This window comes from Rathayibacter sp. AY1C4 (assembly GCF_002932195.1).
Lineage (GTDB): Bacteria > Actinomycetota > Actinomycetes > Actinomycetales > Microbacteriaceae > Rathayibacter.
In genome coordinates, this window is the sequence record NZ_PSWE01000009.1 from 77,774 (window position 1) to 104,215 (window position 26,442).

A 26,442-nucleotide genomic window follows, 5' to 3' on the forward strand; every position below is an offset into this window, starting at 1 on the left:
CTACATGGAATACTGATCGACGTCGATGCGCTTGCATACATCGGACGGGGACGCTCTCCCCGCGACGACCGTCACACTCGAGGAGAAACCATGACCGACACCGTCACCATCCCCGGCTACAAGGCCGGCACCTGGGTCATCGACCCCACCCACAGCGAGGTCGCGTTCAGCGTCCGCCACCTGATGATCAGCAAGGTCAAGGGCAAGTTCGAGCGCTTCACCGCCACGTTCACCACCGGCGAGAACCCGCTCGACTCCAAGGTCGAGGCCACCGCCGAGGTCGCCTCCGTCAACACCAACGAGCCCAACCGCGACGGCCACCTCCGCACCGGCGACTTCTTCGAGGCCGAGCAGTACCCGGAGATCCACTTCGTCTCGACCGCCGTCCGCCCGAACGGCGACGACTTCCTCGTCGACGGCGAGCTCACCATCAAGGGCAGCACCAAGCCCGTCACCTTCGAGGTGGAGTTCGGCGGCTTCGGCACCGACCCCTACGGCAACTACAAGGCCGGCCTCACCGCCAAGGCCACCATCGACCGCACCGACTTCGGTCTGACCTACAACGCGGCCCTCGAGACCGGTGGCGTGCTCATCGGCGAGAAGGTCACCATCACCCTCGACCTGCAGGCCGCCCACCAGGCGTAGTCCGAGCCGATCGACCGGAGCCGTCCCTCCCCCCGGGGAGCGGACGGCTCCGTCGTTCCCGGAGCCGGTCCGGGATCAGAGGATGCCGAGCTCCGTCAGCTGCTCGGAGATGCCCGCGCCGTCGGGCGCGAAGACCCAGGTCGTGCCGCTGGTCAGGGAGCGGTCCTCGGCCTTGGAGCGGCCTCCCGCGAGCACCGCCTCGCCGGTGGAGAGCTGGCGGATCGCGATCGCCGCGACCTTGTCGGGGTGCTCGTCCGCGAAGTCGGAGTAGATCTCCTCGTCGTGCTGCCCGTCGTCGCCGACCAGCAGCCAGCGCACGTCCGGGAACTCGGCCGCGAGTCGGCGGAGGTTCATCTCCTTGTGCTGCTTGCCGCTGCGGAACCAGCGGTCGTGCGTCGGGCCCCAGTCGGTCAGGAGGAGCGCTCCGGCCGGGTACAGGTGCCGCGACAGGAAGCGGGTGAGCGCCGGGGCGACGTTCCACGCGCCGGTGGAGAGGTAGATGACCGGGGAGCCCTCGTACTGCCGGGCGAAGCGGTCGAGGAAGACCGCCATGCCGGGCGTGGGCATCCGGGCGTGCTCGTCGAGCACGAAGGTGTTCCAGGCGGCGACGAAGGGGCGGGGGAGCGCGGTGACCATCACCGTGTCGTCCACGTCCGACACGACGCCCAGCCGCGACTCCGGACGCACGATGAAGACGGGCGCCTCGACGGGCTTCGAGCCCGCGGTCGAGAAGGTGATGGTGTGCCAGCCGGGCTCGAGCGTGATCGGGAGGTCCGCGTCGACGACTCCGCCGCGGTCGGCCGTCACCCGGTGGGTCTGCCCGTCGGCCTCGACGGTCACGACGGCCCCGCTCACGAAGACGCTGGTGAAGCTCCGCCAGCCGCGCACGCCCTCGACGGGGCGGACCTCCTCGACCCCGGGAGGGGTCGGCCGCGTGTAGAGGACGCGGGCCAGGACGCGTAGCTGCGTCGTCGAGCCGTAGCCGGTGTAGGGGATGACCCTCGGGACGTAGCCCTTGCGCTTCACGCGCCTCATCCGGAAGGAGTGGAGTCGGTCCTCGAGGCGGGCGGCGCGGTGCATGACCTCCGCCTTGCCTGCGCTCAGGGGCTTGCTCTCGGGCGTCAGCGGCATCCGCCCAGTCTGTCAGACCGGATGCCGGACCGCGGATCGCGCTCTCACGCGATCGTCAGGCTCCGGTGGGCTCGATCAGCTCGGGGCCGTTCGCCGAGACGGAGCCCACGGCTGCACCGACGCCGTGCACCTCGAGCTCCTCGGCCAGCTCGGCCGCACCCTCGGCGGCCGCGCGCAGCAGCTCGCCGTCCCCGGGGGGCGCCGGGTCCAGCCAGTCCTCGATCAGCTCCGGCTGCAGCAGCACGGGCATCCGCTCGTGCACCTCGGCGAGCGGCCCGGCGGAGGGGCGGGTGAGGACCGTCGCCGAGAGCAGCCACGGAGAGCCCGGCTGGGCCGAGCGCCACCACTCGTAGAGACCGGCGAACAGGAGGAGCGAGCCCTCGCCCGGCGAGACGTAGACGGGTGCCTTCGCCCCGTCCGCGCCGACCCGCCACTCGTACCAGCCCGAGGCGGGCACGATCGCGCGCCGGGAGGCGTAGGACTCGCGGAACGACGGCTTCTCGGCGACGGACTCGATCCGCGCGTTGAACAGCGGCGGCCCCGCGGACGGGTCGGCGGCGGAGCGGGGCACCAGGCCCCAGCGGGCTCCGGCGAGCCGGCGCCGCGGCGGGCTGCCCTCCTCGACCCCCTTCATCGACTCCGCGACGACGGCGATCCGCTGGGTCGGCGCGATGTTCCAGGACGGCTCCGGAAGGTCGGCGCCCGGCTCGTCGATGTCGAAGAGCGCCACCAGGTCGGCGGTGGTCTGCGAGAGGACGAAGCGTCCGCACATGGTTTCTCCCGGGTGTATCGGACCCGCGGAGCCGTCGCCCTTCCGGGGGCGCGAAACACGAGGGACTTTCGATGAGACGACCCCGACCGGCGGCCGCCGTGCGTACGATTGTAGGAACCACGACCGAAGGAGCCCGCCGTGCCTCTTGGAAACCTCGTCGATCGACCGTTCGGTGAATCGTCCCAGGTCCGCAACGAGCCGGTGCAGGTGCGCAGCGCCGCCCGTCTCGCCTCGCTGCTCGACGCGGCGGCCGCCGTCGTCGACGAGGTCGGCTTCGACCGCCTGACCACGGCGATGGTCGCCGAGCGCGCGGGAGCCGCGATCGGCACGGTCTACCGCTACTTCCCGGACCGCATCGCCGTCCTCCAGGCGCTGCGCGAGCGGGCCCTCGAGCGCTTCCGCCGCCGCGTCATCACCGAGATCCGCGACACCCACCCGGGCAACTGGTGGGGCGCGGTCGACTGCGCGATCGACGCCTTCTGCGAGATGCACCGCAACGAGCCGGGCTTCCGCTCCATCCGCTTCGTCGACACGATCCACGCCCCCGAGGTCGCGGGCGAGGCGTTCGAGGCCGGCTTCTTCGCCCGCCGCTTCGCCGAGATCCTCGCGTCCGAGTACGGCCTCCCGGGCGGCGCGCAGCTGTCCTTCCGCCTCGAGGTGACCATCGAGGTCGCGGACGCGCTGCTCACGCGGGCGTTCCTCATCGACCCCAACGGCGACCAGCGCTTCATCGACGAGAGCCGCTCGCTGCTGCGCCACTACATGACCTCGCACTACGGAGCCGTCGAGGAGTCCTGACCGGCTAGGACTGTCAAGGCCCTAGTCGCTCCCGGAACATCCCGCAACACTTCGCGGTCCGGGTTGGCAGGCGGCTGCTATTGGTGTTTTCCTTGCCGCCTGGCCCCGTTCGGGGCCGCGGGCCGTGCAACGGCCGGACGCGCGGAGCGAGAGCGGGCACAGTCGTGGACCAGGGACAGATCGGCGCGCACATCGCCGGACGGCGGGCGGCCTCGTGATCGAGTTCCGCAACGTCAGCAAGCAGTACCCGGACGGCACGCGGGCGGTCGACGACTTCTCGCTCGTGCTGCCCTCCCGGCAGACGACCGTCTTCGTCGGCTCCTCGGGCTGCGGGAAGACCACGATCCTCCGCATGATCAACCGGATGATCGAGCCGACCTCCGGCACCATCGAGATCGACGGCGAGGACATCTCGTCCCTGCCCGCCGTCGCGCTCCGCCGCCGCATCGGCTACGTGATGCAGAACTCCGGCCTCCTGCCGCACCGCAAGGTCATCGACAACATCGCGACCGTGCCGAGGCTGAACGGGGTCGCCAAGAAGCAGGCGCACGCCCGCGCGCTCGAGCTGATGGACACGGTCGGACTGGACCGTGCGCTCGCCGCCCGGTACCCCAGCCAGCTCTCCGGCGGCCAGCAGCAGCGCGTCGGGGTGGCGCGGGGCCTGGCGGTCGACCCGAACATCCTGCTGATGGACGAGCCGTTCGGCGCGGTCGACCCTCTCGTGCGCGCCGACCTGCAGCGCGAGACCCTGCGGCTCCAGGACGAGCTCGACAAGACCGTGGTCTTCGTCACCCACGACATCGACGAGGCGTTCCTCCTCGGCGACCAGGTCGTCATCCTCGAGAAGGGCGGCCGGATCGCGCAGAAGGGCTCGCCCGCCGAGATCCTGGCGAACCCCGCGAGCGAGTTCGTCGCCGGCTTCGTCGGTGCCGACCGCGGCAAGCGCTCGCTCCGGATCGAGGAGCGCGACGGCGCCCGCATCGTGGTCGACGGCGACGGGCGCCCGACCGGAGTGCTGCGCGCGCAGGACGGCCCCGCCGCGTGAACTGGGTCGTCAACAACACGGACGCGATCGTCGCGAACCTGCTGGCGCACCTGGCCCTGTCGGTCCCGCCGATCCTGCTCAGCTTCCTCGTCTCGCTGCCGTTCGGCTGGTTCGCGAACCGCTACCGCTGGAGCCGCGGCACCCTGCTGACAGGGCTCGGCGTGCTCTACGCCATCCCCTCGCTGGCCATGTTCATCCTGCTGCCGGTGCTGCTGGGCATCCCGCTCCGCTCGACCGCCAACGTGATCACGGGCCTCACCCTCTACGGCGTCGCGCTGATGGTCCGCACCACCTCGGACGCACTGGGCGCGGTGTCGGACGACGTCCGCCAGTCGGCGACCGCGATGGGCTACTCCGGCTGGGCGCGCTTCTGGCGGGTCGAGTTCCCGCTGGCCGGTCCGGTCCTGCTCTCGGGCCTGCGCGTGGTCACGGTCAGCACGGTCAGCCTGGTGACGGTCGGCGCGGTGCTCGGGATCCAGAGCCTCGGCCTGCTCTTCACCGACGGCTTCCAGCGCGGCATCACCGGTGAGATCGTCACGGGCATCGTCCTCACGATCGTCCTCGCGCTGGTACTCGACGGACTGCTGGTGCTGATCGGCCGTCTCCTCATGCCCTGGACGGCTCTGGACCGCACGCGCCGCTCGCGCAGACCGGTCGCGGTCGAGAGGGCGGTGACGTCGTGAACCTCATCGCCGAGGCCTTCGCCTGGATCGCCGACCCCGCGCACTGGACCGGGGTCTACGCGATCCCGACCCGTGTCGCCCAGCACGTCGGCATCAGCCTGCTGGTGCTCGTGATCGCGGCCGCGATCGCGATCCCGATCGGCTACCTGATCGGGCACACCGGGCGCGGCAAGGGCATCGCCGTGCCGGTCGCAGGCGGCCTGCGCGCCCTGCCGACACTGGGCGTGCTCGTCCTCGCGGCGATGAGCCTGGGGCTCGGCCTCGGCGCTCCGGTGATCGCCCTCGTCGTGCTCGCGATCCCGTCGGTGCTCGCCGGCGCGTACTCCGGGCTCGAGGCGGTCGACCGCCGCACGGTCGACGCGGCGCGCTCGATGGGCATGACCGAGTGGCAGATCCTGACGAAGGTCGAGATCCCGCTGGGGCTGCCGCTGCTGATCGGCGGGCTCCGCTCGGCGGCGCTGCAGATCATCGCGACCGCCACGCTCGCCGACTACATCGGCGCCGGCGGCCTCGGGCAGTACATCTTCCGCGGAGTGAAGTCGGGGGACTACCCGCAGATGCTCGCCGGCTCGATCCTGGTGATCGTGCTGACGCTCCTCAGCGAGGTCCTGTTCGCCCTCCTCCAGCGGCTCGCCGTGCCGCGCGGAGTCGTGCTCGGCCTGGCCGGCACCGCCGGCCGCACAGGTTCCCGCGCTTCGTCGCCCCGACGACGCGCGGTGATGGGAATCCCCATCGAAGAAGGGAAATAGCAATGTTCACAGCACATTTCACGAAGGGCCGTGTCGCGCTCAGCGCACTCGCGGTCGGTGCCGTCGTGGCACTGGCAGGGTGTTCCTCGAGCGATCCGCTCGATGAGGGATCGGGTGCGACTGCGGGCAGCGAGACCATCGTGGTCGGCTCGCAGGACTACTACTCGAACGAGATCCTCGCCGAGATCTACGCGCAGGCGCTGGAGAACGACGGCTTCACCGTCGACCGCCAGCTGCGCATCGGCCAGCGCGAGATCTACCTGCCCGAGATCGAGAGCGGATCCATCGACGTCTTCCCGGAGTACGACGGCAGCCTCCTGCAGGCGCTCGAGCCCGACGCGACGGCCACCACCGCCGACGACGTGTACTCCGCGCTCGGCGACGCGCTGCCCGACGGCCTCCGCGCCCTCGACGCCGCTGAGGCCAGCGACCAGAACTCGTACACCGTCACCCAGGCCTTCGCCGACAAGTGGGACCTGACCGACATCGCGTCGCTCAAGAACGTCACCGACCCGATCGTGGTCGGCGGCAACTCCGAGCTGCAGACGCGCCCCTACGGGCCCGACACCCTGCAGTCGAAGTACGGCATCACGACCACCTTCCAGGCGATCGAGGACAGCGGCGGATCGACCACCGTCGACGCGCTCACCAGCGACCAGATCCAGCTGGCGAACGTCTACACGGCCGACCCGAACATCCAGAAGAACGACCTCGTCGCTCTCGAGGACCCGGACGGACTGTTCGTGGCCGACAACGTCGTGCCGATCGTCTCGAGCAAGATCACGGACGACGCGGCCGAGGTGCTGAACGCGGTCAGCGCGAAGCTCACGGCGGACGACCTCGTCGCCCTCAACTCCGAGAGCGTCAACGAGCAGAAGTCCGCGTCCGCGATCGCGGGCGAGTGGCTGAAGTCGGCGGGTCTCGTCGACTGATCCTCCCCGGATCCACGCCCGGAGGCGCGTCACTCGTCGAGGTGACGCGCCTCCGCTCTGTTCAGGAGCTTCTTCCCGAGGAGCACGAGCAGGGCGAAGACGACGATGACGCCCACGAAGACGTAGCCGGCGCCGTGCAGGCTCTCCGAGAGTTCCCGGTAGCTGCCCGCCGCGGCCGCGCCGACGCCGACGTAGGCGGACGACCAGAGCACGCACGCCGGGATCGTCCAGGCCATGAAGGTCCGATAGCGCATCCCGCTCATCCCCACCGTCAGCGGGATCAGCGAGTGCAGCACCGGCAGGAAGCGCGAGAGGAACACGGCGAACCCGCCGCGCCGCGCGAGGTAGCGCTCGGCCTTCAGCCAGTTCTTCTCGCCGAGCCGGCGTCCCAGGCGCGACGCGCGGATCCGCGGCCCGAACCAGCGGCCGAGGTAGAAGCCGACGGACTCGCCGCAGAGGGCGCCGATGACGACCGTGACGGCCAGCGCCGCGAACTGCAGCGGGCTGGTCACGCCGGTCGCGCTGACGATCACGATCGTGTCGCCGGGGACGACGAGGCCCGCCAGGATCGTGGTCTCGAAGAAGATCGCGAGTCCGGCGAGGAGCGTCCGCCAGACCGGGGGGACGCTGACGACGAAGTCCAGGATCCCGGTGAGGGTGTCGTTCACCGGGCGCCCCCGCCCGCCGCGGACTCGATCAAGGGCTGGGGCCGACGGCGGCTCCGGATGCTCGGCATGGCTCGATCGTAGGGGCGCACGGCTGGGCGGCGGCAGGGCTGCGCCCGGGAGGCCGGTGGACGCCGAGCGGTCAGGGGACGGCGACGAGCGCGGAGGCCGCCGGGCCGGTGCCGTTCGCCGTGACCGCCTGCACCGAGAGGGTGTAGCTGCGGCCCGGGACCAGCTTCGTGAAGGTCTGCGAGCGCTTGGTCGCGGCGACCACGGCGCTCCAGGCTCCGGCTCCGCCTGTGTCGGACCCGTCGCGCGACACCCGGTAGCCGGTGACCGCCGAGCCGCCGGTCCCCGCGGGGGGCGACCACGCGAGCGTCGCCGTGCCGTCCGAGCCCGCCGTGGCGGTGACCGCGGTCGGCGCGCCGGGGAGCCCGGCGGCGACGAGGGTCGCCGTCAGCGTGGTGCTGCTCCCGGGAGTGACGACGCTGTGCGAGGCGGCGCCGCCGTCCGACCAGGACGAGAACCGGTAGGCCGTGCCCGACGCGTCGGTCTGGTCCGGGACCTCCAGCTGGAGAGCCGAGCCCGCCCACGAGACGACGGTCGTGCCTCCGGCGACCTCGGTGCCGTTGACGACGACCGTCCGGCCGGCGGGAGCGGTGGCCAGGGTGACGGAGACCTTCTGCGGGGAGAACGTCCGCGTCGCCGTCGTCGACACTCCGCTCGAGTCCGTCGCCGTGACGCTGATCAGGAGGTCGCTGTCCGCGGCGGCGGCGAGGTCCTCCGGGCCGGGGGCGACGAAGGAGAGGTCGTTCCCCGTCAGCGGCCCGAGGAAGGGATGCGTGTGCTGAGCGTGGCGGCGCTGGACGGTCCAGGTGAGCGCCGAGGCGGGCAGGACGCCGTCCTCGGCGTCGGTCGCCGTGGCGCGGAGGCCGTAGCTCCGGCCCGTCACGAACACCCCTCCGTCGGCGGGTGCGGTGATGCTCACCGTCGGGGCACTGTCGCCTGAGGTGATCCTCGTCGTCGCGGGGGCGGAGACGGCTCCCTTCGGATCGCGGACGCGGAGGGACGCGGTCCAGCTGCCGGCGGCGTAGCTGTGGGTGAAGGTCGGGCCGGTCGTGATGCGGTCGGGCGTGCCGTCGCCGAACGACCACAGGTAGGTCAGGGCACCGCCCTCCGGGTCGCTGCTGCCCGAGCCGTTCAGCCGCGCGGCGAGAGGAGCCGCGCCGGAGGAGGGGGCGGCGGTGAGGGCCGCGGTCGGAGCGCGGTTCGCCGCGGCGGTGTAGGCGAGGCGCCGGACCTCGCCGCCGTTCGCGTAGCTGGTGTAGAAGAGGTCCTGGGTCCCGCGCGAGGGACCGAAGGCCATGGCGACGGCGCTGCTGCCGCCGAGGCCGGTCACGAGGTCGCCGGCCGCGCCGGTGCGCCCGAGGGTCCGGATCTTCCCGCACACGTAGTCGCCGAAGAGGTACGCGCCGTCGTAGGCGGCCGGCCAGACGCCGCGGGGGACGTAGGCGCCGCCCGTGATCGAGGCGCAGCCGCTGCTGTGCGCGTAGTCGTGGACCGGGTCGGTGAGCCCGGCGGGCGCCGCGGCTCCGCAGTTCGAGGCCGAGCCGGTCTTCGCGCAGTGGCCCTCACGGGTGTTCCAGCCGTAGTCGGCGCCGGCGACGCCCTGGTCGATCTCCTCCCAGGCGTCCTGGCCCACGTCGTTGATGCGGAAGACGGTGCCGGTCGCGTTCGGGTCGAAGGCCATCCGGAACGGATTGCGCAGGCCGCTCGCGAAGGTCTCGCGGCAGCGCAGGCCCTCGGCGGCCGGGGCGAGCCGGCAGGAGGCGGTCCCGGTGCCCAGGTAGGGGTTGCCGGCCGGGACGCCGCCGGTGAGGGTGATCCGGAGGATCTTGCCGTTCAGGATGTTCGGGTCGCGGGCGGCGTCGTTCCGGCCGCCGCAGCCGCTGCCGCCCGGCGAGCCGACTCCGCCGCGGTAGTCGCAGCCGCCGTCGCCGACGCTGACGTAGAGCAGGCCGTCCTTGCCGATGGCGAGGTCGCCGCCGTTGTGGTTGCTCGCGGGGGAGTAGATGCCGTCGAGGAGGACGCGCTCGGAGGCCGGGTCGATGCGGTCGTCGGTGCCGAGCTGGAACGAGGAGACGCGGTTGCGCGGGGCTCCCGCCGGGTTCACCGTGCCGCCGGCGTTGGTCGGGCAGGAGGAGTCGGAGCCCTTCGCGGTGTAGTAGACGACGACGGTGCGCGAGCCCGGTGCCGGGTCGACCGCGAGGCCGAGCACGCCGCGCTCGCCGTTGGCGCAGACCTTCGAGCGCAGGTCGAGGGCCGGGGTGGCGATAAGGCTGCCTCCGCGGATCACCCGGATCGCTCCGGTCTGCGAGGAGACGAGGGTGCGCCCGTCGGTCGTGAAGGCGAGGGCGGTCGGCGCGGGGACGGCCGCCACCCGGGAGTCGGTGAAGCCGGCGGGCACGACGGGAGCGGCGGACGCCGGACCCGCGGGCCCGGCGACGAGCGCGGCGGCCGTGATCGCCAGGACGGTGAGCAGGGCGAGACCGCGGGGGCGGATCCTCGAGCGGGGCATCGGTGACTCCGAGACGGTCGGCGCTGCTGAGCGAGCGGCGGTCTGCGGCGGTGCAGAGGGCGCTGTCGGCGATGACGCGGGGCCAGGATAGGCGCGCGCGGCGGAGGGGCCGTGTCCCCCTTCAGGGTCAACACTGGGGGCTCCGGGCGCGGTGTCCCCGGGCCGCTCACGTCGAGCGGGGCTGCAGTGCGTCGGCCCGCCGGTTCACTCCAGAGCGGGCAGGACCACCGCGCGGACCGCCTCCGAGAACCGGGCGTAGCCGGCCTCGTCGAAGTGCAGGCCGTCGTCGACGAAGAGGGAGGGGTCGACAGAGCCGTCGGAGGTGACGAGCGCGTCGGCGGTGGGGACGAAGGTGACGCGGTCGTCCGTCTCGGCGTAGGCGCTGACCGCGGTGTTGGCGGCGCGGACCTCGGCGCCGACGGAGGCGCGGGCGGGCGTCTCCGCGATCTCGACGTAGAACAGCTCGGCGTCGGGGGCGACCTCCTCCACGCGCTGGAGGTACTCGACGACGGCGCCGGCGGTCTGGGCGCCGGTGCGCGAGCCCTCCTCGCCGCTGATGTCGTTCGCTCCCACGTACACGATCACGGCGCGGGGATCGAAGGGGACGACCATGCGGTCCAGCCACGCGAGGTGATCGGCGACGGTCGTGCCGCCGATCCCGATGTTGTAGGTCTCGAGCGGACGCAGGTCCTCCTTGGAGGTCGTCCAGCGGCCGATCGTGGAGCTGCCCGTGAGGACGATGCTGTGCTGCGGGAACCCGGCGGCGAAGCGCTTCTCGAGACCGGCGACGCGCTCGGCCATGTCGACGGAGGAGGTCGGGCCGGGGTCGGGGGAGCTCGCGGCCGGAGCGCCCGCGCCTCCGCTCCGCGAGGCGAGCGAGAGGGCGATGCCCGCGCCGGCGAGGACCAGCGCGAGCACCAGCAGCGCGACCAGGAGGCGGAGGCGGATGCGGCGGGGGCCGGGGGCGGAGCCGGAGGGCGTCGCTCGAGTCATGGCTCGATCCTCGGGCATCGGCGGGGGCGCGTCGTCCACGAGGAGGCCGTCCGAGGACCCGCGCACCCGGTGGCCGTCTCTCCGTCACCGGATCGCCGTGATCGAATACGCGCAGAACATCACAGAGGATGCACAGCCGTGCGACACTTGCACATCGCCATCGCCATCGTCGCCGCCGGCCGACTTCCGATAGACGATCACGACGAGGACTCATGGCACGCGCACGCATCACCTGGGTGGACACGGCGAAAGGCATCGCGATCATCCTGGTCGCCCTGGCCCACTCCGTGCAGTGGACCACGACGGCCGGGATCGCCCCCGACTCGTGGAACGAGATCAATCTCCTCCTCATCACCTTCCGGATGCCGCTGTTCTTCCTCGCCTCGGGGCTGTTCGCCGGCTCCGTGCTCACCCGGTCGTGGCCGGAGCTCTGGCGTTCGCGGCTGAGCCTGCTGGTCTGGGCCTTCCTGCTCTGGTCCGTGGTGCGGTTCCTCTTCTTCCTGGTGGTGCCCAACCCGGGCGGCACCGACGAGTCCGACCCGCTCGCGCTGCTCCTCCAGCCGGTGATGCCGCACAACGGGCTCTGGTTCCTCTACGCGCTCACGATCTTCTTCGTGGCCGCCAAGCTCGCGCAGGGCCGGATCGACTGGCGGGTGCAGATCGGCATCGCGACCGCGATCGCCGTGGTCTGGTACGCCGTCCGCTCCAGCACCTCCGAGGGCACCGGGAACATCGCCTGGGACGGCATGGCCCGCTACCTGATGTTCTTCCTGCTCGGCCTCTACCTGCGGAACGCGGTGATCGCGTTCGTGGAGCGCCGCGGGATCCTCAGCGGAGTCGGCTTCGGCGTGCTGTTCCTCGTGCTCGCCGGCGTGATCCTCGCCGTCCGCGCCCGCTTCCCGCTGCTGACGATCGGGCTGGTCCTGGTGAGCGTGCTGGCGGTCCTCGCCGGGCTCGTGGTCGCCCGCTTCCTCTCGAACCGGCGCGGCGCGGGCTGGATCACCTTCATCGGCCGCAACACGCTCCCGGTGTACGTGGTGCACGTCCTCTTCGTCTCGCTCGCCACGAGCGCCCTGCTGTTCTTCGACGGAGAGCGCTGGCTCGACGTCATCGGGCCGGTCGTGCCGCTCCTGGTCTGCGGGATAGGCGTCGCGGCAGCACTGGGCTACTGGCGCCTCACCCGCGACCTGCCCGTGCTGAAGTACGGCTTCCAGGCGCCCGCCTGGTTCTCCGGCTCCCGCTCGCGCGTCGACGCCGGCTGACCGCGGGGCGCCCGCCGACGGCGCCTCGGCATCGGCCCCGGGAGTCTCTTGAACGGTTTCCCAGAGCCGATCTCGCGGATGTGCGCCTGGGAATCCGCTGAAGGCCCGTGAGAGGAAGTCTCAGCGCTCCGTCGCCCGCCTGATCGCTCGGCGTCGAGAGGCCGGCGGCGGCTGGTCCGACGGAGGCGAGCCCCGCTCGGCAGTCGCCGCGCGGTGGACTCCCTCGACGTCGAGAGGGACTGTCTCGACGTCGAGCGACCGGTCGGCGGGAGCGCTCGGAGGGGCGTCCGGGGCCACCCCGGAAAGGGTGCCGCCAGGAGCTCGCGGAAGGCCGCACATCCGCCCCAGTACTGGGATCGGAGGCCGTCGGACCCCTTCCGCCGACCTACTCTCGGAGCTGTGAACGAACTCCTGGACCCGCTCCTGCTGTCGAGATGGCAGTTCGGTCTGACGACGATCTACCACTTCCTGTTCGTGCCGCTCACGATCGGCATGGCGCTCACCGTCGCGATCTTCCAGACCTGCTGGGTGCGCACCGGGAAGGTGCACTACCTGCAGCTGACGAAGTTCTTCGGGAAGCTCTTCCTGATCAACTTCGCGATGGGCGTCGTGACCGGGATCGTCCAGGAGTTCCAGTTCGGGATGAACTGGAGCGACTACTCCCGCTTCGTCGGCGACGTCTTCGGGGCCCCGCTGGCGTTCGAGGGCCTGCTCGCCTTCTTCCTCGAGGCGACCTTCATCGGCCTCTGGATCTTCGGCTGGGACAAGCTGCCCGAGAAGCTGCACCTGGCCACCATCTGGCTGACCACGCTCGGCACCACGCTCTCGGCCTACTTCATCATCGCCGCGAACGCGTTCATGCAGAACCCGGTCGGCTTCCGCATCAACGAGACCAAGGGCCGCGCGGAGCTCACCGACATCTGGGCGCTCCTCACCAACAAGGTCGCTCTCGCCGCGTTCCCGCACACGATCTTCGCCTGCTTCATGGTCTCGGCTGCCGTCATCATCAGCGTCGCGGCCTACCACCTCTCGCGGAACCAGCACCTCGAGACCATGCGCCCCGCGCTGAGGTTCGGCGCCTGGATGATGCTCGTCAGCGGCGGCCTGACCCTGTTCACCGGCGACTCGCTCGGCCTCGCGATGGTCGACACGCAGCCGATGAAGATGGCGGCCGCGGAGGCGCTCTACAGGACCTCCACGGGCGTCGACGCCTCCTTCTCCGTCTTCACCTGGGGCACGCCGGACGGCTCGAGCGAGCTGTTCTCGATCCGCATCCCCTACCTGCTCTCCTTCCTCTCGACGCACACCTTCACCGGCACGGTCGAGGGCATTAACGACCTCCAGGCGCAGTACACCCAGGTCTACGGACCCGGCGACTACACGCCGATCATCTGGGTCACCTACTGGTCGTTCCGCTGGATGATGGCGCTCGGCGTCCTGGCCATCGGCGTGGCCGCGGCCGGCCTCTGGTTCACCCGGAAGGGCCGCGAGCCGAAGCAGTGGATGTGGAAGGTCGCGATCTGGGCCGCCCCGCTGCCGCTGATGGCGATGATCGTGGGCTGGGTCTTCACCGAGATGGGCCGCCAGCCGTGGCTCGTGTTCGGACTGCTGAAGACCGCCGACGGAGTCTCGCCCGGAGTGAGCGGCCTCGAGGTCCTGATCTCGCTGCTCGCCTTCACCGCGATCTACGGCACGCTCGCCGTGGTCGAGTTCCGCCTGATCAAGCGGGCCGCGCAGGCCGGCCCCGACGACGCTCCCGAGGTCGACGAGGAGAGCGGTCGCCCGCAGCTCGTCGGCACCGTCTACTAGGAGGCACCCCTCATGGATCTCGCCGTTCTCTGGTTCTGGATCGTCGCGTTCTTCTTCATCGGCTACTTCGTCCTCGACGGGTTCGACTTCGGCGTCGGCATGTCGCTCCCGTTCCTCGGGCGCGACGACACCGACCGCCGCGTGCTGATCAACACGATCGGCCCGGTGTGGGACCTCAACGAGACGTGGGTGATCGTCGCCGGCGCCGCCCTGTTCGCCGCGTTCCCGGAGTGGTACGCCACGCTCTTCAGCGGGTTCTACCTGCCGCTTCTGCTCATCCTGCTCGCGCTGATCGCCCGCGGCGTCTCGTTCGAGTACCGGCACCAGCGTCCGGAGGCGCAGTGGAAGCGGCGCTTCGACACGATGATCGTCGTCGGCTCCGCGGTGCCCGCCTTCCTCTGGGGCGTGGCCTTCGCGAACATCGTGCAGGGCGTCCCGATGGACGCCGACCACAACTTCACCGGCACCGTCCTGGACCTGCTGAACCCCTACGCGCTCCTGGGCGGAGCGACGACCCTCCTGCTCTTCTTCACGCACGGAGTCGTCTTCGTCGCCCTGAAGACGGAGGGGGAGATCCGCGAGCGTGCGCGCCGCCTGGCGACCCGCGCGGGGCTGCTCACCGTGGTCGTCGCCGCGGTCTTCCTGGCCTGGACCAACCTCGGCCAGGGGAGCACCGCCTCCTGGGCGCTCTCGGCGGGCGCGGCCGCGACCCTCGTCGGCGGCTGGCTCGCGATCACGCGAGGCCGGGAGGGACGCGCCTTCGCGCTGCTGGCCGGCACCATCGCGCTCGCCGTGCTCGCCCTCTTCGCGACGCTGTTCCCCGCGGTGATGCCGGCCTCGAACGTCCCCGCCTACGGGCTGACGATCGAGAACGCCTCCAGCACGCCCTATACGCTGGCGGTCATGAGTTGGACCGCCCTGGTGTTCGTGCCGCTCATCGTCGGCTACCAGGCCTGGACCTACTGGATCTTCCGCAAGCGCATCAGCCGCGCGCACATCCCGGTCGACGCCCACTGACGTGAAGCCCCTCGATCCGCGCCTGCTCCGCTACGCCCGGGCGGCCCGCGTGTTCCTCCTGCTCGGCGGGGTGCTCGCGCTGGCGAGGACCCTGGCGATCGTCGCCTTCGCGTGGCTCGTGGCGCAGCTGGTGGCCGGTGCGGTCGACGGGAGGAGCGCCGACGATCTCGCGCCGCTGCTGGCCGCCCTGCTCGCGGTCGTCGCGGCGCGGGCGGCTCTCGCCTGGGCGACCGAGGTGAACGCGGTGCGCGGAGGAGCAGGAGCGAAGGCGCAGCTGCGGCAGGCGGTCCTCGCCGCACTGGTCGAGCTCGGCCCGGCGGGCCGCTCCGAAGGGGGCTCGGGCGGGGTCGTCGCGCTGCTGGGCGGCGGACTGGACTCCCTCGACGGCTACTTCGCCCGCTACCTCCCGCAGCTGATCGCCACCGCGGTGGCGACGCCGCTCCTGACGCTCGTGGTCTTCCTCGCCGATCCGCTCAGCGCGGTGTTCCTGGTGGTGACCCTGCCGCTCATCCCGGTGTTCATGGTGCTGATCGGCTGGGCGACTCAGGTCGTGCAGGCGCGGCAGTGGGAGCGGCTGCAGGCGCTCGCGTCCGGCTTCGTCGACACCGTCGGCGGCCTCGCGACGCTCAAGATCTTCGGGCGGGCCGAGCGGCAGGCGACGCGGATCCGCGCGCTGACCGAGGACTACCGCGTGCACACGATGAAGGTGCTGCGGGTGACCTTCGTCAGCGGCTTCGTGCTGGAGCTCGCCGGCTCGCTCTCGGTCGCACTGGTCGCCGTCTCGATCGGGCTGCGGCTCGTCGACGGCTCGCTGGGGCTGGCCGTCGGGCTGTTCGTCCTGGTGCTGGCGCCGGACGTGTTCCTGCCGGTGCGCCAGGTCGGTGCCGAGTTCCATGCGGCGGCCGACGGGGTGCAGGCGGCGGACCGCGCCTTCGCCGTCCTCGAGCGCGCGGCGGCCCTGCCCGCTCGCGGGAAGGCCCCGGCGGCGACGGGGGCGCTCGAGCTGCGGGGTCTCGCGGTCGACGACGGACGCGGGCGGACGCTCGCTCCTGTCGACGCGGTGCTCCCCGTCGGGTCGATCACCGTGGTGACCGGGCCCAGCGGGTCGGGGAAGTCGACGCTGATCGCCGCGCTCGCGGGCTTCGTGCCCTTCTCGGGCACGCTGCTGCTCGGCGGGTCGCCGGTCGCGGATCTGCGGTCGACGCTCGCCTGGGCGGGCCAGCGGCCCGACCTGCTCCCGGGGAGCGTCGCCTCCGCCGTCGGGCTCGGAGCACTCTCGCCGGACCCCGAGCGCGTGCGGCGGGCCCTGGCGATCGCCGCCGTCGACGTGGACCCCGAGCGCCGGCTCGACGCCGAGGGGACGGGCCTCTCGGGCGGGCAGAGCGCCCGTGTCGCCGTCGCCCGCGCTGTGCACCGCCTGCTCGAGCGCGGGTGCGCGGTGCTGGCCCTGGACGAGCCGACCGCCGCCCTCGACGAGGAGTCCGAGCGGGCGCTGCTCGCCGGACTCAGGACGCTGGCGGAGAGCGGGACGATCGTCGTCGTCGCGAGCCACCGGCCCGCGACCGTCGCGGCGGCCGACGCCGTGATCGCCCTGGCGCCGGCGGGGGCGGTCGTGAGGTGAACCGCTCCGACGTCCTCCGCGCCGCGATGCCCGGGCCGCGCCGCTTCCTGCCGGGTCTGTCCTTCGGGCTGCTCTCCTCCTCCGCCGTCGTGGCGCTGCTGGCCTGCTCGGCCTGGCTGATCGTCCGCGCGGCCGAGCAGCCGCCGATCCTGTTCCTCTCCATGGCCGTCGTGGGCGTGCGGGCCTTCGCGCTGGCGCGGGCCTTCTTCCGCTACCTCGAGCGACTGACCGGCCACGACGCCGCCTTCCGCGCGCTCGCGGAGCTCCGGGCGGGCGTCTACGAGCGCCTGGTGCCGGTCGCGCCGGACGGGCTGGGCCGCGTGCGCCGTGGCGACCTGGTCTCCCGGGTGGTGGCGGACGTCGACGCCCAGCAGGACGTGCCGCTGCGCGTCGTGCAGCCGCTGGTCGTCGCGGCGCTGGTCGCTGCGGTCTCGGTGGTCGGCGTCTGGCTGCTGCTGCCGGCGATGGGCGCCGTGCTGCTGGCGCTGCTGGTCCTCGCCTTCGCCGGTGGGGCCCTGGGCGCCGGCCGGCTCTCCGCGCAGGCGGATCGCGAGCTGGCGCCGCTGCGCGGGGAGCTCGCCGAGCGCCTCAACCTGCTGGTCACCCGCCTCGACGTGCTCATCGCCTTCGATGCGGCGGGTGACGCTCTGGCGGACGTGGCACGCGCGGAGGAGTCGCTCGCCCGGGCGGCGCGTCGGCGGGCGGCCTCCGCCGGACTGGCCGCGGCCGTCCTCGCCCTCTGCTCGGGCGGTGCGGTCTGGGCGGGCCTCGCGCTCGGGATCCCGGCGATCGGCGACCTCGGCGGTCCGGCGCTGGGAGTCGTCGCGCTCGTGCCGCTCGCGGTCTTCGAGGTCGCCGCCGCCGCGCCGCTCGCCGTGCATGCGGCGCGCACCGCGCTCTCGAGCGCTCAGCGCCTGGCCGATCTGGACGCCGAGGCGGCGTCGCCGGCGCTCGCGACCGACGCGGACGTGGACCCGGATGCCCCGGCTCCCCGGGGCGCCGGCATCGTCCTGCGCGACCTGTCGGTGAGCTGGCCCGGCGCGCACACGCCCGCGCTGCGGGGCGTCTCGCTCGACCTGCCGGAGGGTGCGCGCGTCCTCGTCACCGGCGGCAGCGGCTCCGGGAAGACGACGCTCGCGCACGCTCTGGTGCGCTTCCTCGACCACTCCGGCAGCTACCTCCTGGGCGGGGTCGAGGCGCGGACGCTGCCGCAGGCGGAGGTGCGGAAGCGGGTCGGACTCGTGGAGCAGCAGCCGTACCTCTTCGACGACACGATCCGGCAGAACCTCCTCTTCGCGCGGCCCGAGGCCGATGGCGCCGTGCTCGAGGCGGTGCTCGAGCGGGTCGGGCTCGGGCCCTGGGTCGCTGCACGCGGCGGGCTCGACGCGCGGGTGGGGGAGCGGGGCTCGCTCGTCTCGGGCGGCCAGGCTCAGCGGATCGCCCTCGCACGCGCACTCCTGGCCGATTTCCGCGTCCTGGTGCTGGACGAGCCGACGGCGTCGGTGGACGCTCCCGTGGCCGACGCCCTGCTCGGGGATCTGCTCCGCGCCGCCGAGGGGCGGACGGTGGTCCTGATCGCGCACCGGGTCGATCCGGGCCTGGAGTTCGACACGCGGATCCGGGTGGCGGACGGCACGGCGGCTCAGGAGTACCGGGCCGCCTGAGCAGGCGTCCGGCTCCGCGGGGCGGTCGGTCCGAGCGGCCGTTCAGCCGTGCTCCGTCCGGACCGAGGCCCGCGCCAGGGAGGCCGCGCGCGCCAGGCGCCCGCCCTCCGCCTCCCAGCGGTCGAGGACCGCGTCCGCCCGGGTCCGCGCCGCACCGCGCAGCCCTGCCAGGAGCGGAGCGACGACGTCGCGGGCCAGCGGGTCGCTCAGCTCGTCCACGCGGGAGTCGCGGACGAAGCCCTCGAGCCGGGTGAGGTCGGAGCCGCGCAGCCACTCGGCTCGGGACTGCAGCAGCACGACGGCCGCCAGCCGCGGCTCGAACACCGCCGGCTCCCACAGCTCGGAGGAGAGGGCTGTCACGTCGTCGTGCTCGAGCGAGCGGAACTTCCTCAGCGCGTCGCGGACGGTGCCGCGGACCGCCCCGACCGAGGCGCCCGTCGAGTCGAGCCCTGCTCCCAGGCGCTCGCGCACGTCCTGCGCGCGCCAGACGTCGCCCTCGTACTCCAGGGCCGAGCGGATGAAGTCGCCGGGGTCGCTCACCCCTCCATCATGCGTCGCGCGTCAGCCCCTGCTGGCCCAGACGGCCCGTCCGATGCCGTCGTACTCGACGAGGCGGCCGTCGTCCTGCAGCACGAGGCGGTAGGGCGCGACGACGCCGCTCTGGCCGATGCCGAAGGAGATCCTCGGGAACCGCAGCCAGAGGATCCGGGAGTCGGCCACGTCGAGCCGGCCCTCGGAGCTCATCGAGAAGGCGGCGCCGGAGGCGGAGGAGGTGTTCGTCGCCCAGTCCGCGCCGTTCGGCCCGTAGACGACGAAGTTGCCGTCGCGCTGCATCTCAGCCCGCCACTGCCCGCTCGCCGAGGTCAGCCGCGTGCCCGCGACGACGAGGCCGCTCGGGGAGAGCGAGTCGCGCACGACGAGCGCAGCACTGCTCCAGAGGACGCCGGAGTCGTCCGCGATCCGGAGATCGCCCTCGCGGAGGACCATCGTGGCGCCCGGCTCGCCGGACGTGTCCGAGGCCCACACGGGCGCGCCGTCCGCGGTGTAGACCACGGCGTTCCCGTCGTCCTGCATCCGGAGTACGTTGCCCCGGCCGCGGGTGCCGCTCGCCCAGAGAGCCCCGCCCTGCCCGTAGACCACGAGGTTGCCGTCCGCCTGCATCACCGCCGTGGTGCCTCCCTGGGTGGCGAGCCGGTTCCCCGCGTAGAGGGTGCTGCCGCGGCGGAGGGTGTCGGTGCGCGGCTCGTCGATCCGGCCGCCGATGCTGCTGGCCCAGGCGGCCGAGCCGCTGCGACGGTAGATCACGAGATTGCCGTCGTCCTGCATCCGCAGCTCGCCGCCGGGGTCGGCCACCGTGCCGCTCGCCCAGACCGGGCGTCCGTCGGCGGCGTACACGACGAGGTTGCCGTCATCCTGCATCCGCAGGCTGTCGCCGCGCCCCTGCGTGCCCGAGGCCCAGGTGGGACGGCCGCCGGCGGCGTAGACCACGGCGTTGCCGTCGGTCTGCATCACGAGGGAGGAGGCGCCGTCGGGGGACACCAGGCGCTCGCCGCGCGCGAGCTGCTCGCCGGCACGGAGGACCGCGGCGGAGGCGACGGCTGAGGACGCCGAGGGCGGGGCCTCGACCGCGGCGGCGGGCAGCGAGCCCAGCAGGAGCGCGCTCGTGGCGGCGAGCGCCGCGAGGGAGGCGGTCAGGGAGCGGCCGGAGGGGAGGTGCGTCATCGCAGGGGTCCTGTCGGGGAGGGCGGCGGGGTCGGGGAATCGTCCCACGGCGGGGGAGACGACGACGCCCCCCGGTCCGGGGACCAGGGGGCGTCGTGGCGGAGGGGCGTCAGCCGCGGCTGGCCCAGACCGCGCGGCGGCTGTCGTACTCGACGAGGTTGCCGTCGTCCTGCATGACGAGCTTGTAGGGGCCGACCGATGCGGCGGGCGGGACGACCGACCATCCGCTCGTCGTCTCGGTGCCCACGGCGATCTGCCCGCTGGTGTCGAGGGCGAAGAAGCCGCCTGCGCGGGTGGTCTTCGACGCCCAGATCGGGCCGTTCTTGCCGTAGACGACGAAGTTGCCGTCCGCCTGCATCACCGCTCGGTAGACGCCGTTCGCCGAGCGGAGGAAGCTGCCCGCCTCGAGCGAGTTCGCCGCGTAGAGCGTGGTCGAGGGGAAGGCGGCCTGGCTGGTCCAGATCACGTCGTCGGACGGGTTCACGATGATCAGCGAGCCGGCGTTGTTGATGCCCAGGCGGAGGTCCTTGCCGCGTGTGCCCGAGAACCACTTGACGGAGCCGTCGGAGCCGTAGATGACGGCGTTGCCGTCCTTCTGCATGGTGATGCGGTTGCCGGAGCCGCCGGTGCCGGTGCCCCAGACGGCGCCCTGGGGGCCGTAGCCGACGAAGTTGCCGTCGTTCTGCATGACGGCGCTGAAGCGGCCGTCGGCGGAGGTGAGCTGGTGGACGGGGCGGAGGGTCTGCTCCGTGAACAGCGTGTCGGTCACCGGCTCGGCGATGACGCGGCGGACGCTGCTCGCCCAGGCGGGCGAGCCGTTCTCGCGGTAGACGACGAGGTTGCCGTCGGGCTGCATGATCACCGAGGCGCCCGCCTCGTTGATCGTGTTCGTGCTCCACACGGGGCCGCCCTTGGCGGAGTAGACGACCATGTTGCCGTCGGTCTGCATGACCAGGTGGTCGCCGCGGCCCTGGGTGTTCGTGGCGAAGGTGGGGCGGCCCTGCGGGTCGTAGACCACCGCGTTGCCGTCGGTCTGCATCCGGAACGAGTAGCCGTTCGTGCCCGAGACGATCCGCTGTCCGGCGGCCAGCTCCTCGCCGCCGACGAGGGCGTTGTAGTAGCTGACGGCCGCGCGGGCGGTCTGCTGGGCGGCCTCGGGCGACTCGCTCGCGGGAGCGAGGCCGGTCGGCGCCTCTTCGGAGGAGGAGAGGGGCTTCTGCGGGTTCTCCGCGGCGAGGGCCGGGGTCGCGCCGAAGAGCAGGGCACCGGTCGCGACGAGCGCGATCAGCCCGGAGGCGAGGGGGCGGGGGGAGGGGGAACGCGTCATCGCAGGACTTTCTCGAGTGGCCGGCGGGGGCCGGCAGAGGGGGTACTCGATGCTCGCACGGCGGACGCACGAGTGCGACCGGAACGGGGGCCCTCCGTCTGGGGGACGCGCGGGAGCTGAGGTCCTCCGCGGGTCAGAGCGCCGGGAGAGGCCGCCTGAGAGCGTCCAGCCGCTTCCGCCAGGCGTCCAGGCGGCCCGGCTCCGCGGCGAGCGCCGGTCCGTCCGCCCAGGCGGTCGCTAGCCGCAGACCGTGCAGGGCGTTGGCCGTCCAGACCTCACGGCCCTCGAGCGACTCCAGCTCGGCCGGGGCCTCGATCACGTCCACGCCGAGCGCGCCGGCGAGCACCGAGACGGTGCGAGCCGTCACGCTGCGCACGCGGGTGCTCGTCGCCGGAGGGACGACCAGCGCGTCGCCCAGCCACCACAGGATCGCGCTGCTCGCTCCGTCGATGACAGCGCCCTCGGCGTCGAGCAGCACGGCCTCGTCCGCTCCCGCGGCGTGCGCGCGCGTCCGCAGGAGGGCGAGACGTGCGATGTCCGGCCCCTTCCAGGACGGTGTCCGGCGCGGATCCACGGGGCTCGTCCACAGCACCACGGAGCGGGTCGTCGGCGGGGCGGATCGCAGCCGGAGCCGCAGGGCGCCTCCCGAGAGCTCGACGCGGGGGAAGGAGCGGCCCTCGCGGGGCAGGGCGGCGATCGCGGCGTGGAGGAACGGCTCGACGTCCGGGTGCCCGCCCGCCGAGGCGACGGAGGCGGCGAACCGCTCGCGGTGCAGGTCGAGCCCGCGGACGCGTCCCTCGTCCACCAGCCAGGAGTCGGCCGCGTCCAGGGAGGTGCCGGGCGGCTCGGGAACGCTCGTCAGGGCCCGCCCGTCCCACTCCCGAACCTGCTCGCCGTCCACGACCGCCTACGCTAGCCCAGTGGTCTCGGAGGATCGGCACGTCCGCTCGATCGAGCTGCCCTGGGTCGATCCGGAGCTCGCGCACCACGCCCTGTTCGCCACGGCCGAGGCGTCGTTCTGGCTCGACTCGGGCCTCGGAGCGACGAGCGGCCGCTCCTACCTCGGCGCGTGCGCCCGCGGGGACGTGCTGCTCGTCGAGGCCGGCGGCGACGTGGCGGCGGCGCTCGCCGCGGTCGACGACGAGGCCCCCGCGGGCGACCGCGCGCTCGGCCGCTACGGCTGGATCTCCTACGAGGCGGGAGCCGCCTCCGTCTCCCTGCCCTCGGCGCCGACCGGCCCCGCGGATCCGCCGGCCCTCGCCCTGCTCCGGGGCGACCCCGTGCTCGAGTTCGACCACGGCACCCGGACCGTCCGCCTGGTCGCCACGGGAGACGTGCAGGAGCTCACCGCGCGCCTGCTCGAGCTCGTCGGCGCGCCCGCACCCGCGGACCCCGCGGATCCCGAGCCCGCCGGCGACCCGGTCCGCCGCCACTCCGCCGCCGAGTACACGGCGCTGATCGGCCGCTGCCAGGAGGCCATCCGCGCGGGGGACGCCTACCAGCTCTGCCTCACCGACGAGATCGTCGTCGAGGGCCGGTTCGATCCGGTCGAGGCGTACCGTCGCCTCCGCCGCTCCAGCCCGAGCCATCACGGCGGGCTGATCCGCCTCGGCCCGCTCGCGCTCGTCAGCGCCTCGCCCGAGCGGTTCCTCTCCGGCGGGGCCGATGGACGCGTCGCCACGCATCCCATCAAGGGCACGCGCCCCCGGGGCCGGGACGCCGACGAGGACCGCGCGCACCGGGACGAGCTCGTGTCGAGCGTGAAGGAGCGGGCCGAGAACGTGATGATCGTGGACCTCGTCCGCAACGACCTCGCCCGGATCGCCGCCCCCGGCTCCGTCGTCGTCGACCGCCTGCTCGAGGTGGAGAGCTACCCGCACGTCCACCAGCTGGTCAGCGAGGTCTCGGCCCGCCGCGCGCCGGGCGTCGGGATCGCCGAGCTGATCGCGGCCCTCTTCCCGGCCGGCTCGATGACGGGAGCGCCCAAGCGCCGGGCGGTGGAGCTGCTGCGGGAGTGGGAGGGCGGTCCCCGCGGCGTCTACTCCGGCGCCTTCGGCCGCCTGGGCTCGGACGGCTCGCTGGACCTCGCGATGACCATCCGCACCCTCGTGCTCGACGGCGAGCGCGCCCGCCTGGGGACCGGCGGCGGCATCACCGCCCTCTCGGTGCCGGAGGAGGAGGTCGAGGAGACGCGGCTGAAGGCGCGGGCGCTCCTCGCGGTGCTGGGCGCCGCCGAGGAGTGAGCGGGCGCCGCGTTCGTCTGCCGTGCGCGCAGGGCCAGTAGGGTTGATGGTCGAACGCAGCCGCCCACGTGTGCGCGTTCTCCCCCTCCTTCAGAAGTGAGAAGCACCTGTGGCAGAAGACACCTCCCGGCAGACCGGCGCGAGCGACGAGGAGCGCTACGACTTCCGAGCGCTCCAGGAGAAGTGGCTCCCGATCTGGGAGGAGACGCGCCCGTTCGCGACGGACGACCCCGACGACAAGCGCCCCCGCAAGTACGTGCTCGACATGTTCCCGTACCCCTCGGGCGACCTGCACATGGGCCACGCCGAGGCGTACGCGCTCGGAGACGTGATCGCGCGCTACTGGCGCCAGCAGGGCTTCAACGTCCTTCACCCGATCGGCTGGGACAGCTTCGGCCTGCCCGCCGAGAACGCCGCCATCAAGCGCGGGCTGAACCCGGTCACCTGGACCTACGACAACATCGAGCAGCAGAAGCGCTCGATGAAGCGCTACGCCGCGTCCTTCGACTGGGACCGCGTGCTGCACACCTCCGACCCCGAGTACTACAAGTGGAACCAGTGGCTGTTCCTCAAGATGTACGAGAAGGGCCTCGCCTACCGCAAGGACAGCTGGGTCAACTGGGACCCGGTGGACCAGACGGTCCTGGCGAACGAGCAGGTCCTGGCGGACGGCACCTCCGAGCGCTCCGGTGCGGTCGTGGTCAAGAAGAAGCTCACGCAGTGGTACTTCAAGATCACCGACTACGCCGACCGGCTGCTCGACGACCTGAACCAGCTCGAGGGCTCCTGGCCGTCGAAGGTCATCGCCATGCAGCGCAACTGGATCGGCCGCTCCATCGGCGCCGACGTCGAGTTCGAGATCGAGGGCCGCGACGAGCGCGTCACCGTCTTCACCACGCGCCCCGACACGCTCTACGGGGCGACCTTCATGGTCGTCGCGCCCGACTCCGATCTCGCCTCCGAGCTGGTCGAGGGTTCCGAGCCCGCGATCCGCGACGCGTTCCGCAGCTACCTCGAGACGGTGCAGAAGTCGAGCGAGATCGAGCGCCTGACCGCCGACCGCCCCAAGACCGGCGTGTTCCTCGGCCGCTACGCGGTGAACCCCGTGAACGGCGAGCGGCTGCCGATCTGGGCCGCCGACTACGTCCTCTCCGACTACGGCCACGGAGCCGTCATGGCCGTGCCCGCGCACGACCAGCGCGACCTCGACTTCGCCCGCGCCTTCGACCTGCCCGTGCGCGTGGTCGTCGACACCAACGCGTCCGTCACCGGGGCGATCCCGGTCATCCCCGAGGATCCGGAGGAGCTGGCCGCGCTCGAGAAGGAGTACTCGCTCGACCCCGCCACGACCGGCGAGGCGCTGACCGGCGACGGCCGCCTGATCAACTCCGGGCCGCTCGACGGGCTCTCCAAGCGCACGGCCATCGAGCGCGTCATCAGGATGCTCGAGGAGCGCGGCCGCGGCCGCTCGGCCAAGAACTACCGCCTGCGCGACTGGCTGATCTCGCGCCAGCGCTACTGGGGCACCCCCATCCCGATCATCCACGGAGCCGACGGCGAGCTCGTGCCGGTGCCCGAGGACCAGCTGCCCGTCGTCCTGCCCTCCACCGACGGCCTCGACCTGCAGCCGAAGGGATCGTCGCCGCTCGGAGCGGCGGAGGACTGGGTGAACGTGCCGCACCCGGTGGACGGCTCGCCCGCCCGCCGCGACCCGGACACGATGGACACCTTCGTCGACTCCTCGTGGTACTTCCTCCGCTTCCTCTCGCCGAAGGACGACACGCAGGCCTTCGATCCGAAGCTCGCCGAGAAGTGGGCGCCCGTCGACCAGTACGTCGGGGGCGTGACGCACGCGATCCTGCACCTGCTGTACGCGCGCTTCATCACCAAGGTGCTGTTCGACCTGGGCTACGTGTCGTTCACGGAGCCGTTCACCGCGCTGCTGAACCAGGGCATGGTGCAGATGGACGGCGCGGCGATGTCCAAGTCGAAGGGCAACATCGTCCGGCTCTCGGACCAGCTGGACGAGTTCGGCGTCGACGCCGTGCGCCTGACGATGGCGTTCGCCGGCCCGCCCGAGGACGACATCGACTGGGCCGACGTCTCGCCCGGCGGCAGCGCGAAGTTCCTCGCCCGCGCCTGGCGCCTGGCGAAGGACGTCACCTCGAGGCCCGACGTCGAGTGGAAGTCGGGCGACGCGGCTCTGCGCCGCCAGACCCACCGCTTCCTCGCGGAGTCCCCGTCGCTGATCGAGGCGTTCAAGTTCAACGTCGTGGTCGCGCGGCTGATGGAGCTCGTCAACGCGACCCGCAAGGTCGTCGACTCGGGCGCCGGGGCCGGGGACCCCGCGGTCCGCGAGGCGGTCGAGGTGGTCGCGATGGCTCTCAACCTGTTCGCGCCGTACACGGCCGAGGACATGTGGCACCGTCTGGGCTACGAGGGCACCGTCGCGCACGCGCTGTGGCGCAAGGCCGACCCGTCGCTGCTGGTCGAGGAGAAGGTCACGGCGATCCTGCAGGTCGACGGCAAGGTCCGCGACCGGCTCGAGGTCTCGCCGAAGATCTCCTCCGACGAGCTCGAGGAGAAGGCGCGGGCCACGGCCGGCGTCGCCCGGGCTCTCGTCGGCCGCGAGGTCGTGAAGGCGATCGTGCGGGCGCCGCGCCTGGTGAACCTGGTGACGAAGGCGGTCTAGCCGCCGATCCGTCCCGACGGGGCTCCTCCTCTCGCAGGAGGGGCCCCGTCGTGCGTCCTGCCGGTGCTGCCCTCTCCTCCACAGGGAGGCGATC

22 protein-coding genes are annotated in these 26,442 nt (G+C 72.5%); 13 read left to right on the forward strand and 9 right to left on the reverse strand.

Annotated features, from left to right (window positions below):
• Positions 1-90 precede the first annotated feature (90 nt).
• A complete protein-coding gene (locus tag C5C99_RS06570; protein ID WP_104339812.1) occupies positions 91-645 on the forward strand; it encodes a YceI family protein in 555 nt (184 codons plus the stop codon).
• 75 nt (positions 646-720) lie between these two features.
• On the opposite strand, the gene C5C99_RS06575 is transcribed toward C5C99_RS06570, so the two are convergent.
• Positions 721-1,776 carry an App1 family protein gene (locus C5C99_RS06575; RefSeq protein ID WP_244230626.1) on the reverse strand — a complete coding sequence of 352 codons (1,056 nt, stop codon included), beginning with the start codon at positions 1,774-1,776 and terminating at the stop codon, positions 721-723.
• 55 nt (positions 1,777-1,831) lie between these two features.
• Complete coding sequence (locus C5C99_RS06580) at positions 1,832-2,548, reverse strand: SOS response-associated peptidase (protein WP_104255134.1); 717 nt, start codon at positions 2,546-2,548, stop codon at positions 1,832-1,834.
• Positions 2,549-2,686: 138 nt separating this feature from the next.
• Here C5C99_RS06580 and C5C99_RS06585 point away from each other — a divergent pair, with 138 nt between their 5' ends.
• The 5 genes from C5C99_RS06585 to C5C99_RS06605 all read left to right on the forward strand — a co-directional run bounded on the left by C5C99_RS06585 (position 2,687) and on the right by C5C99_RS06605 (position 6,755).
• Positions 2,687-3,346, forward strand: a complete 660-nt coding sequence (locus C5C99_RS06585) for a TetR/AcrR family transcriptional regulator (protein WP_104223107.1) — start codon at positions 2,687-2,689, stop codon at positions 3,344-3,346.
• 214 nt (positions 3,347-3,560) lie between these two features.
• A complete protein-coding gene (locus C5C99_RS06590) occupies positions 3,561-4,391 on the forward strand; it encodes an ABC transporter ATP-binding protein (RefSeq protein WP_104225631.1) in 831 nt (276 codons plus the stop codon).
• Positions 4,388-5,074 (forward strand): ABC transporter permease, encoded by a 687-nt coding sequence (locus C5C99_RS06595; protein ID WP_104223109.1) that lies wholly within the window; start codon positions 4,388-4,390, stop codon positions 5,072-5,074. Before C5C99_RS06590 ends, C5C99_RS06595 begins: the two co-directional genes overlap by 4 nt.
• Positions 5,071-5,823, forward strand: a complete 753-nt coding sequence (locus C5C99_RS06600; RefSeq protein WP_104225632.1) for an ABC transporter permease — start codon at positions 5,071-5,073, stop codon at positions 5,821-5,823. The genes C5C99_RS06595 and C5C99_RS06600 overlap by 4 nt, the downstream gene beginning before the upstream one ends.
• A 2-nt stretch (positions 5,824-5,825) precedes the next feature.
• On the forward strand, positions 5,826-6,755 hold the full coding sequence (locus tag C5C99_RS06605; RefSeq protein WP_104223111.1) for an ABC transporter substrate-binding protein: 930 nt from the start codon (positions 5,826-5,828) through the stop codon (positions 6,753-6,755).
• 29 nt (positions 6,756-6,784) lie between these two features.
• Here C5C99_RS06605 and C5C99_RS06610 read toward each other — a convergent pair whose 3' ends face one another.
• The 3 genes from C5C99_RS06610 to C5C99_RS06620 all read right to left on the reverse strand — a co-directional run bounded on the left by C5C99_RS06610 (position 6,785) and on the right by C5C99_RS06620 (position 10,991).
• On the reverse strand, positions 6,785-7,423 hold the full coding sequence (locus C5C99_RS06610) for a DedA family protein (RefSeq protein WP_104223112.1): 639 nt from the start codon (positions 7,421-7,423) through the stop codon (positions 6,785-6,787).
• A 139-nt stretch (positions 7,424-7,562) separates the two neighbouring features.
• On the reverse strand, positions 7,563-9,998 hold the full coding sequence (locus C5C99_RS06615; RefSeq protein ID WP_104339813.1) for a PQQ-dependent sugar dehydrogenase: 2,436 nt from the start codon (positions 9,996-9,998) through the stop codon (positions 7,563-7,565).
• Between the two features lie 204 nt (positions 9,999-10,202).
• On the reverse strand, positions 10,203-10,991 hold the full coding sequence (locus C5C99_RS06620; protein WP_181065445.1) for a GDSL-type esterase/lipase family protein: 789 nt from the start codon (positions 10,989-10,991) through the stop codon (positions 10,203-10,205).
• A 212-nt stretch (positions 10,992-11,203) separates the two neighbouring features.
• On the opposite strand from C5C99_RS06620, the gene C5C99_RS06625 reads away from it, so the two are divergent.
• From C5C99_RS06625 to cydC, 5 genes are all read left to right on the forward strand, one after another.
• Entirely contained in the window at positions 11,204-12,253 is a 1,050-nt protein-coding gene (locus C5C99_RS06625) for an acyltransferase family protein (RefSeq protein WP_181074561.1), read from the forward strand.
• A gap of 399 nt (positions 12,254-12,652) precedes the next feature.
• The gene (locus C5C99_RS06630; RefSeq protein ID WP_104233758.1) at positions 12,653-14,062 is read left to right on the forward strand and encodes a cytochrome ubiquinol oxidase subunit I; all 1,410 of its coding nucleotides are present in this window, start codon (positions 12,653-12,655) and stop codon (positions 14,060-14,062) included.
• Positions 14,063-14,074: 12 nt separating this feature from the next.
• On the forward strand, positions 14,075-15,079 hold the full coding sequence (cydB, locus tag C5C99_RS06635) for a cytochrome d ubiquinol oxidase subunit II (protein ID WP_104246540.1): 1,005 nt from the start codon (positions 14,075-14,077) through the stop codon (positions 15,077-15,079).
• A gap of 1 nt (position 15,080) precedes the next feature.
• Positions 15,081-16,700 carry a thiol reductant ABC exporter subunit CydD gene (gene cydD, locus C5C99_RS06640; protein WP_104339815.1) on the forward strand — a complete coding sequence of 540 codons (1,620 nt, stop codon included), beginning with the start codon at positions 15,081-15,083 and terminating at the stop codon, positions 16,698-16,700.
• A complete protein-coding gene (cydC, locus tag C5C99_RS06645; RefSeq protein ID WP_104339816.1) occupies positions 16,697-18,364 on the forward strand; it encodes a thiol reductant ABC exporter subunit CydC in 1,668 nt (555 codons plus the stop codon). The genes cydD and cydC overlap by 4 nt, the downstream gene beginning before the upstream one ends.
• Positions 18,365-18,406: 42 nt before the next feature.
• Here the strand turns inward: cydC and C5C99_RS06650 are convergent, their stop codons facing one another.
• From C5C99_RS06650 to C5C99_RS06665, 4 genes are all read right to left on the reverse strand, one after another.
• On the reverse strand, positions 18,407-18,904 hold the full coding sequence (locus C5C99_RS06650; RefSeq protein WP_104295034.1) for a DNA alkylation repair protein: 498 nt from the start codon (positions 18,902-18,904) through the stop codon (positions 18,407-18,409).
• A gap of 21 nt (positions 18,905-18,925) precedes the next feature.
• Positions 18,926-20,086 (reverse strand): hypothetical protein, encoded by a 1,161-nt coding sequence (locus C5C99_RS06655; RefSeq protein WP_181074562.1) that lies wholly within the window; start codon positions 20,084-20,086, stop codon positions 18,926-18,928.
• Between the two features lie 109 nt (positions 20,087-20,195).
• Positions 20,196-21,413 (reverse strand): hypothetical protein, encoded by a 1,218-nt coding sequence (locus tag C5C99_RS06660; RefSeq protein ID WP_104251260.1) that lies wholly within the window; start codon positions 21,411-21,413, stop codon positions 20,196-20,198.
• Between the two features lie 133 nt (positions 21,414-21,546).
• The gene (locus tag C5C99_RS06665) at positions 21,547-22,314 is read right to left on the reverse strand and encodes an aminotransferase class IV (protein WP_258063654.1); all 768 of its coding nucleotides are present in this window, start codon (positions 22,312-22,314) and stop codon (positions 21,547-21,549) included.
• 19 nt (positions 22,315-22,333) lie between these two features.
• Between C5C99_RS06665 and pabB the strand changes: the two genes are divergently transcribed.
• Positions 22,334-23,656 (forward strand): aminodeoxychorismate synthase component I, encoded by a 1,323-nt coding sequence (gene pabB / locus C5C99_RS06670; protein ID WP_104339817.1) that lies wholly within the window; start codon positions 22,334-22,336, stop codon positions 23,654-23,656.
• Positions 23,657-23,765: 109 nt separating this feature from the next.
• On the forward strand, positions 23,766-26,348 hold the full coding sequence (gene leuS, locus C5C99_RS06675) for a leucine--tRNA ligase (RefSeq protein WP_104225642.1): 2,583 nt from the start codon (positions 23,766-23,768) through the stop codon (positions 26,346-26,348).
• The last annotated feature ends 94 nt before the right edge of the window (positions 26,349-26,442 follow it).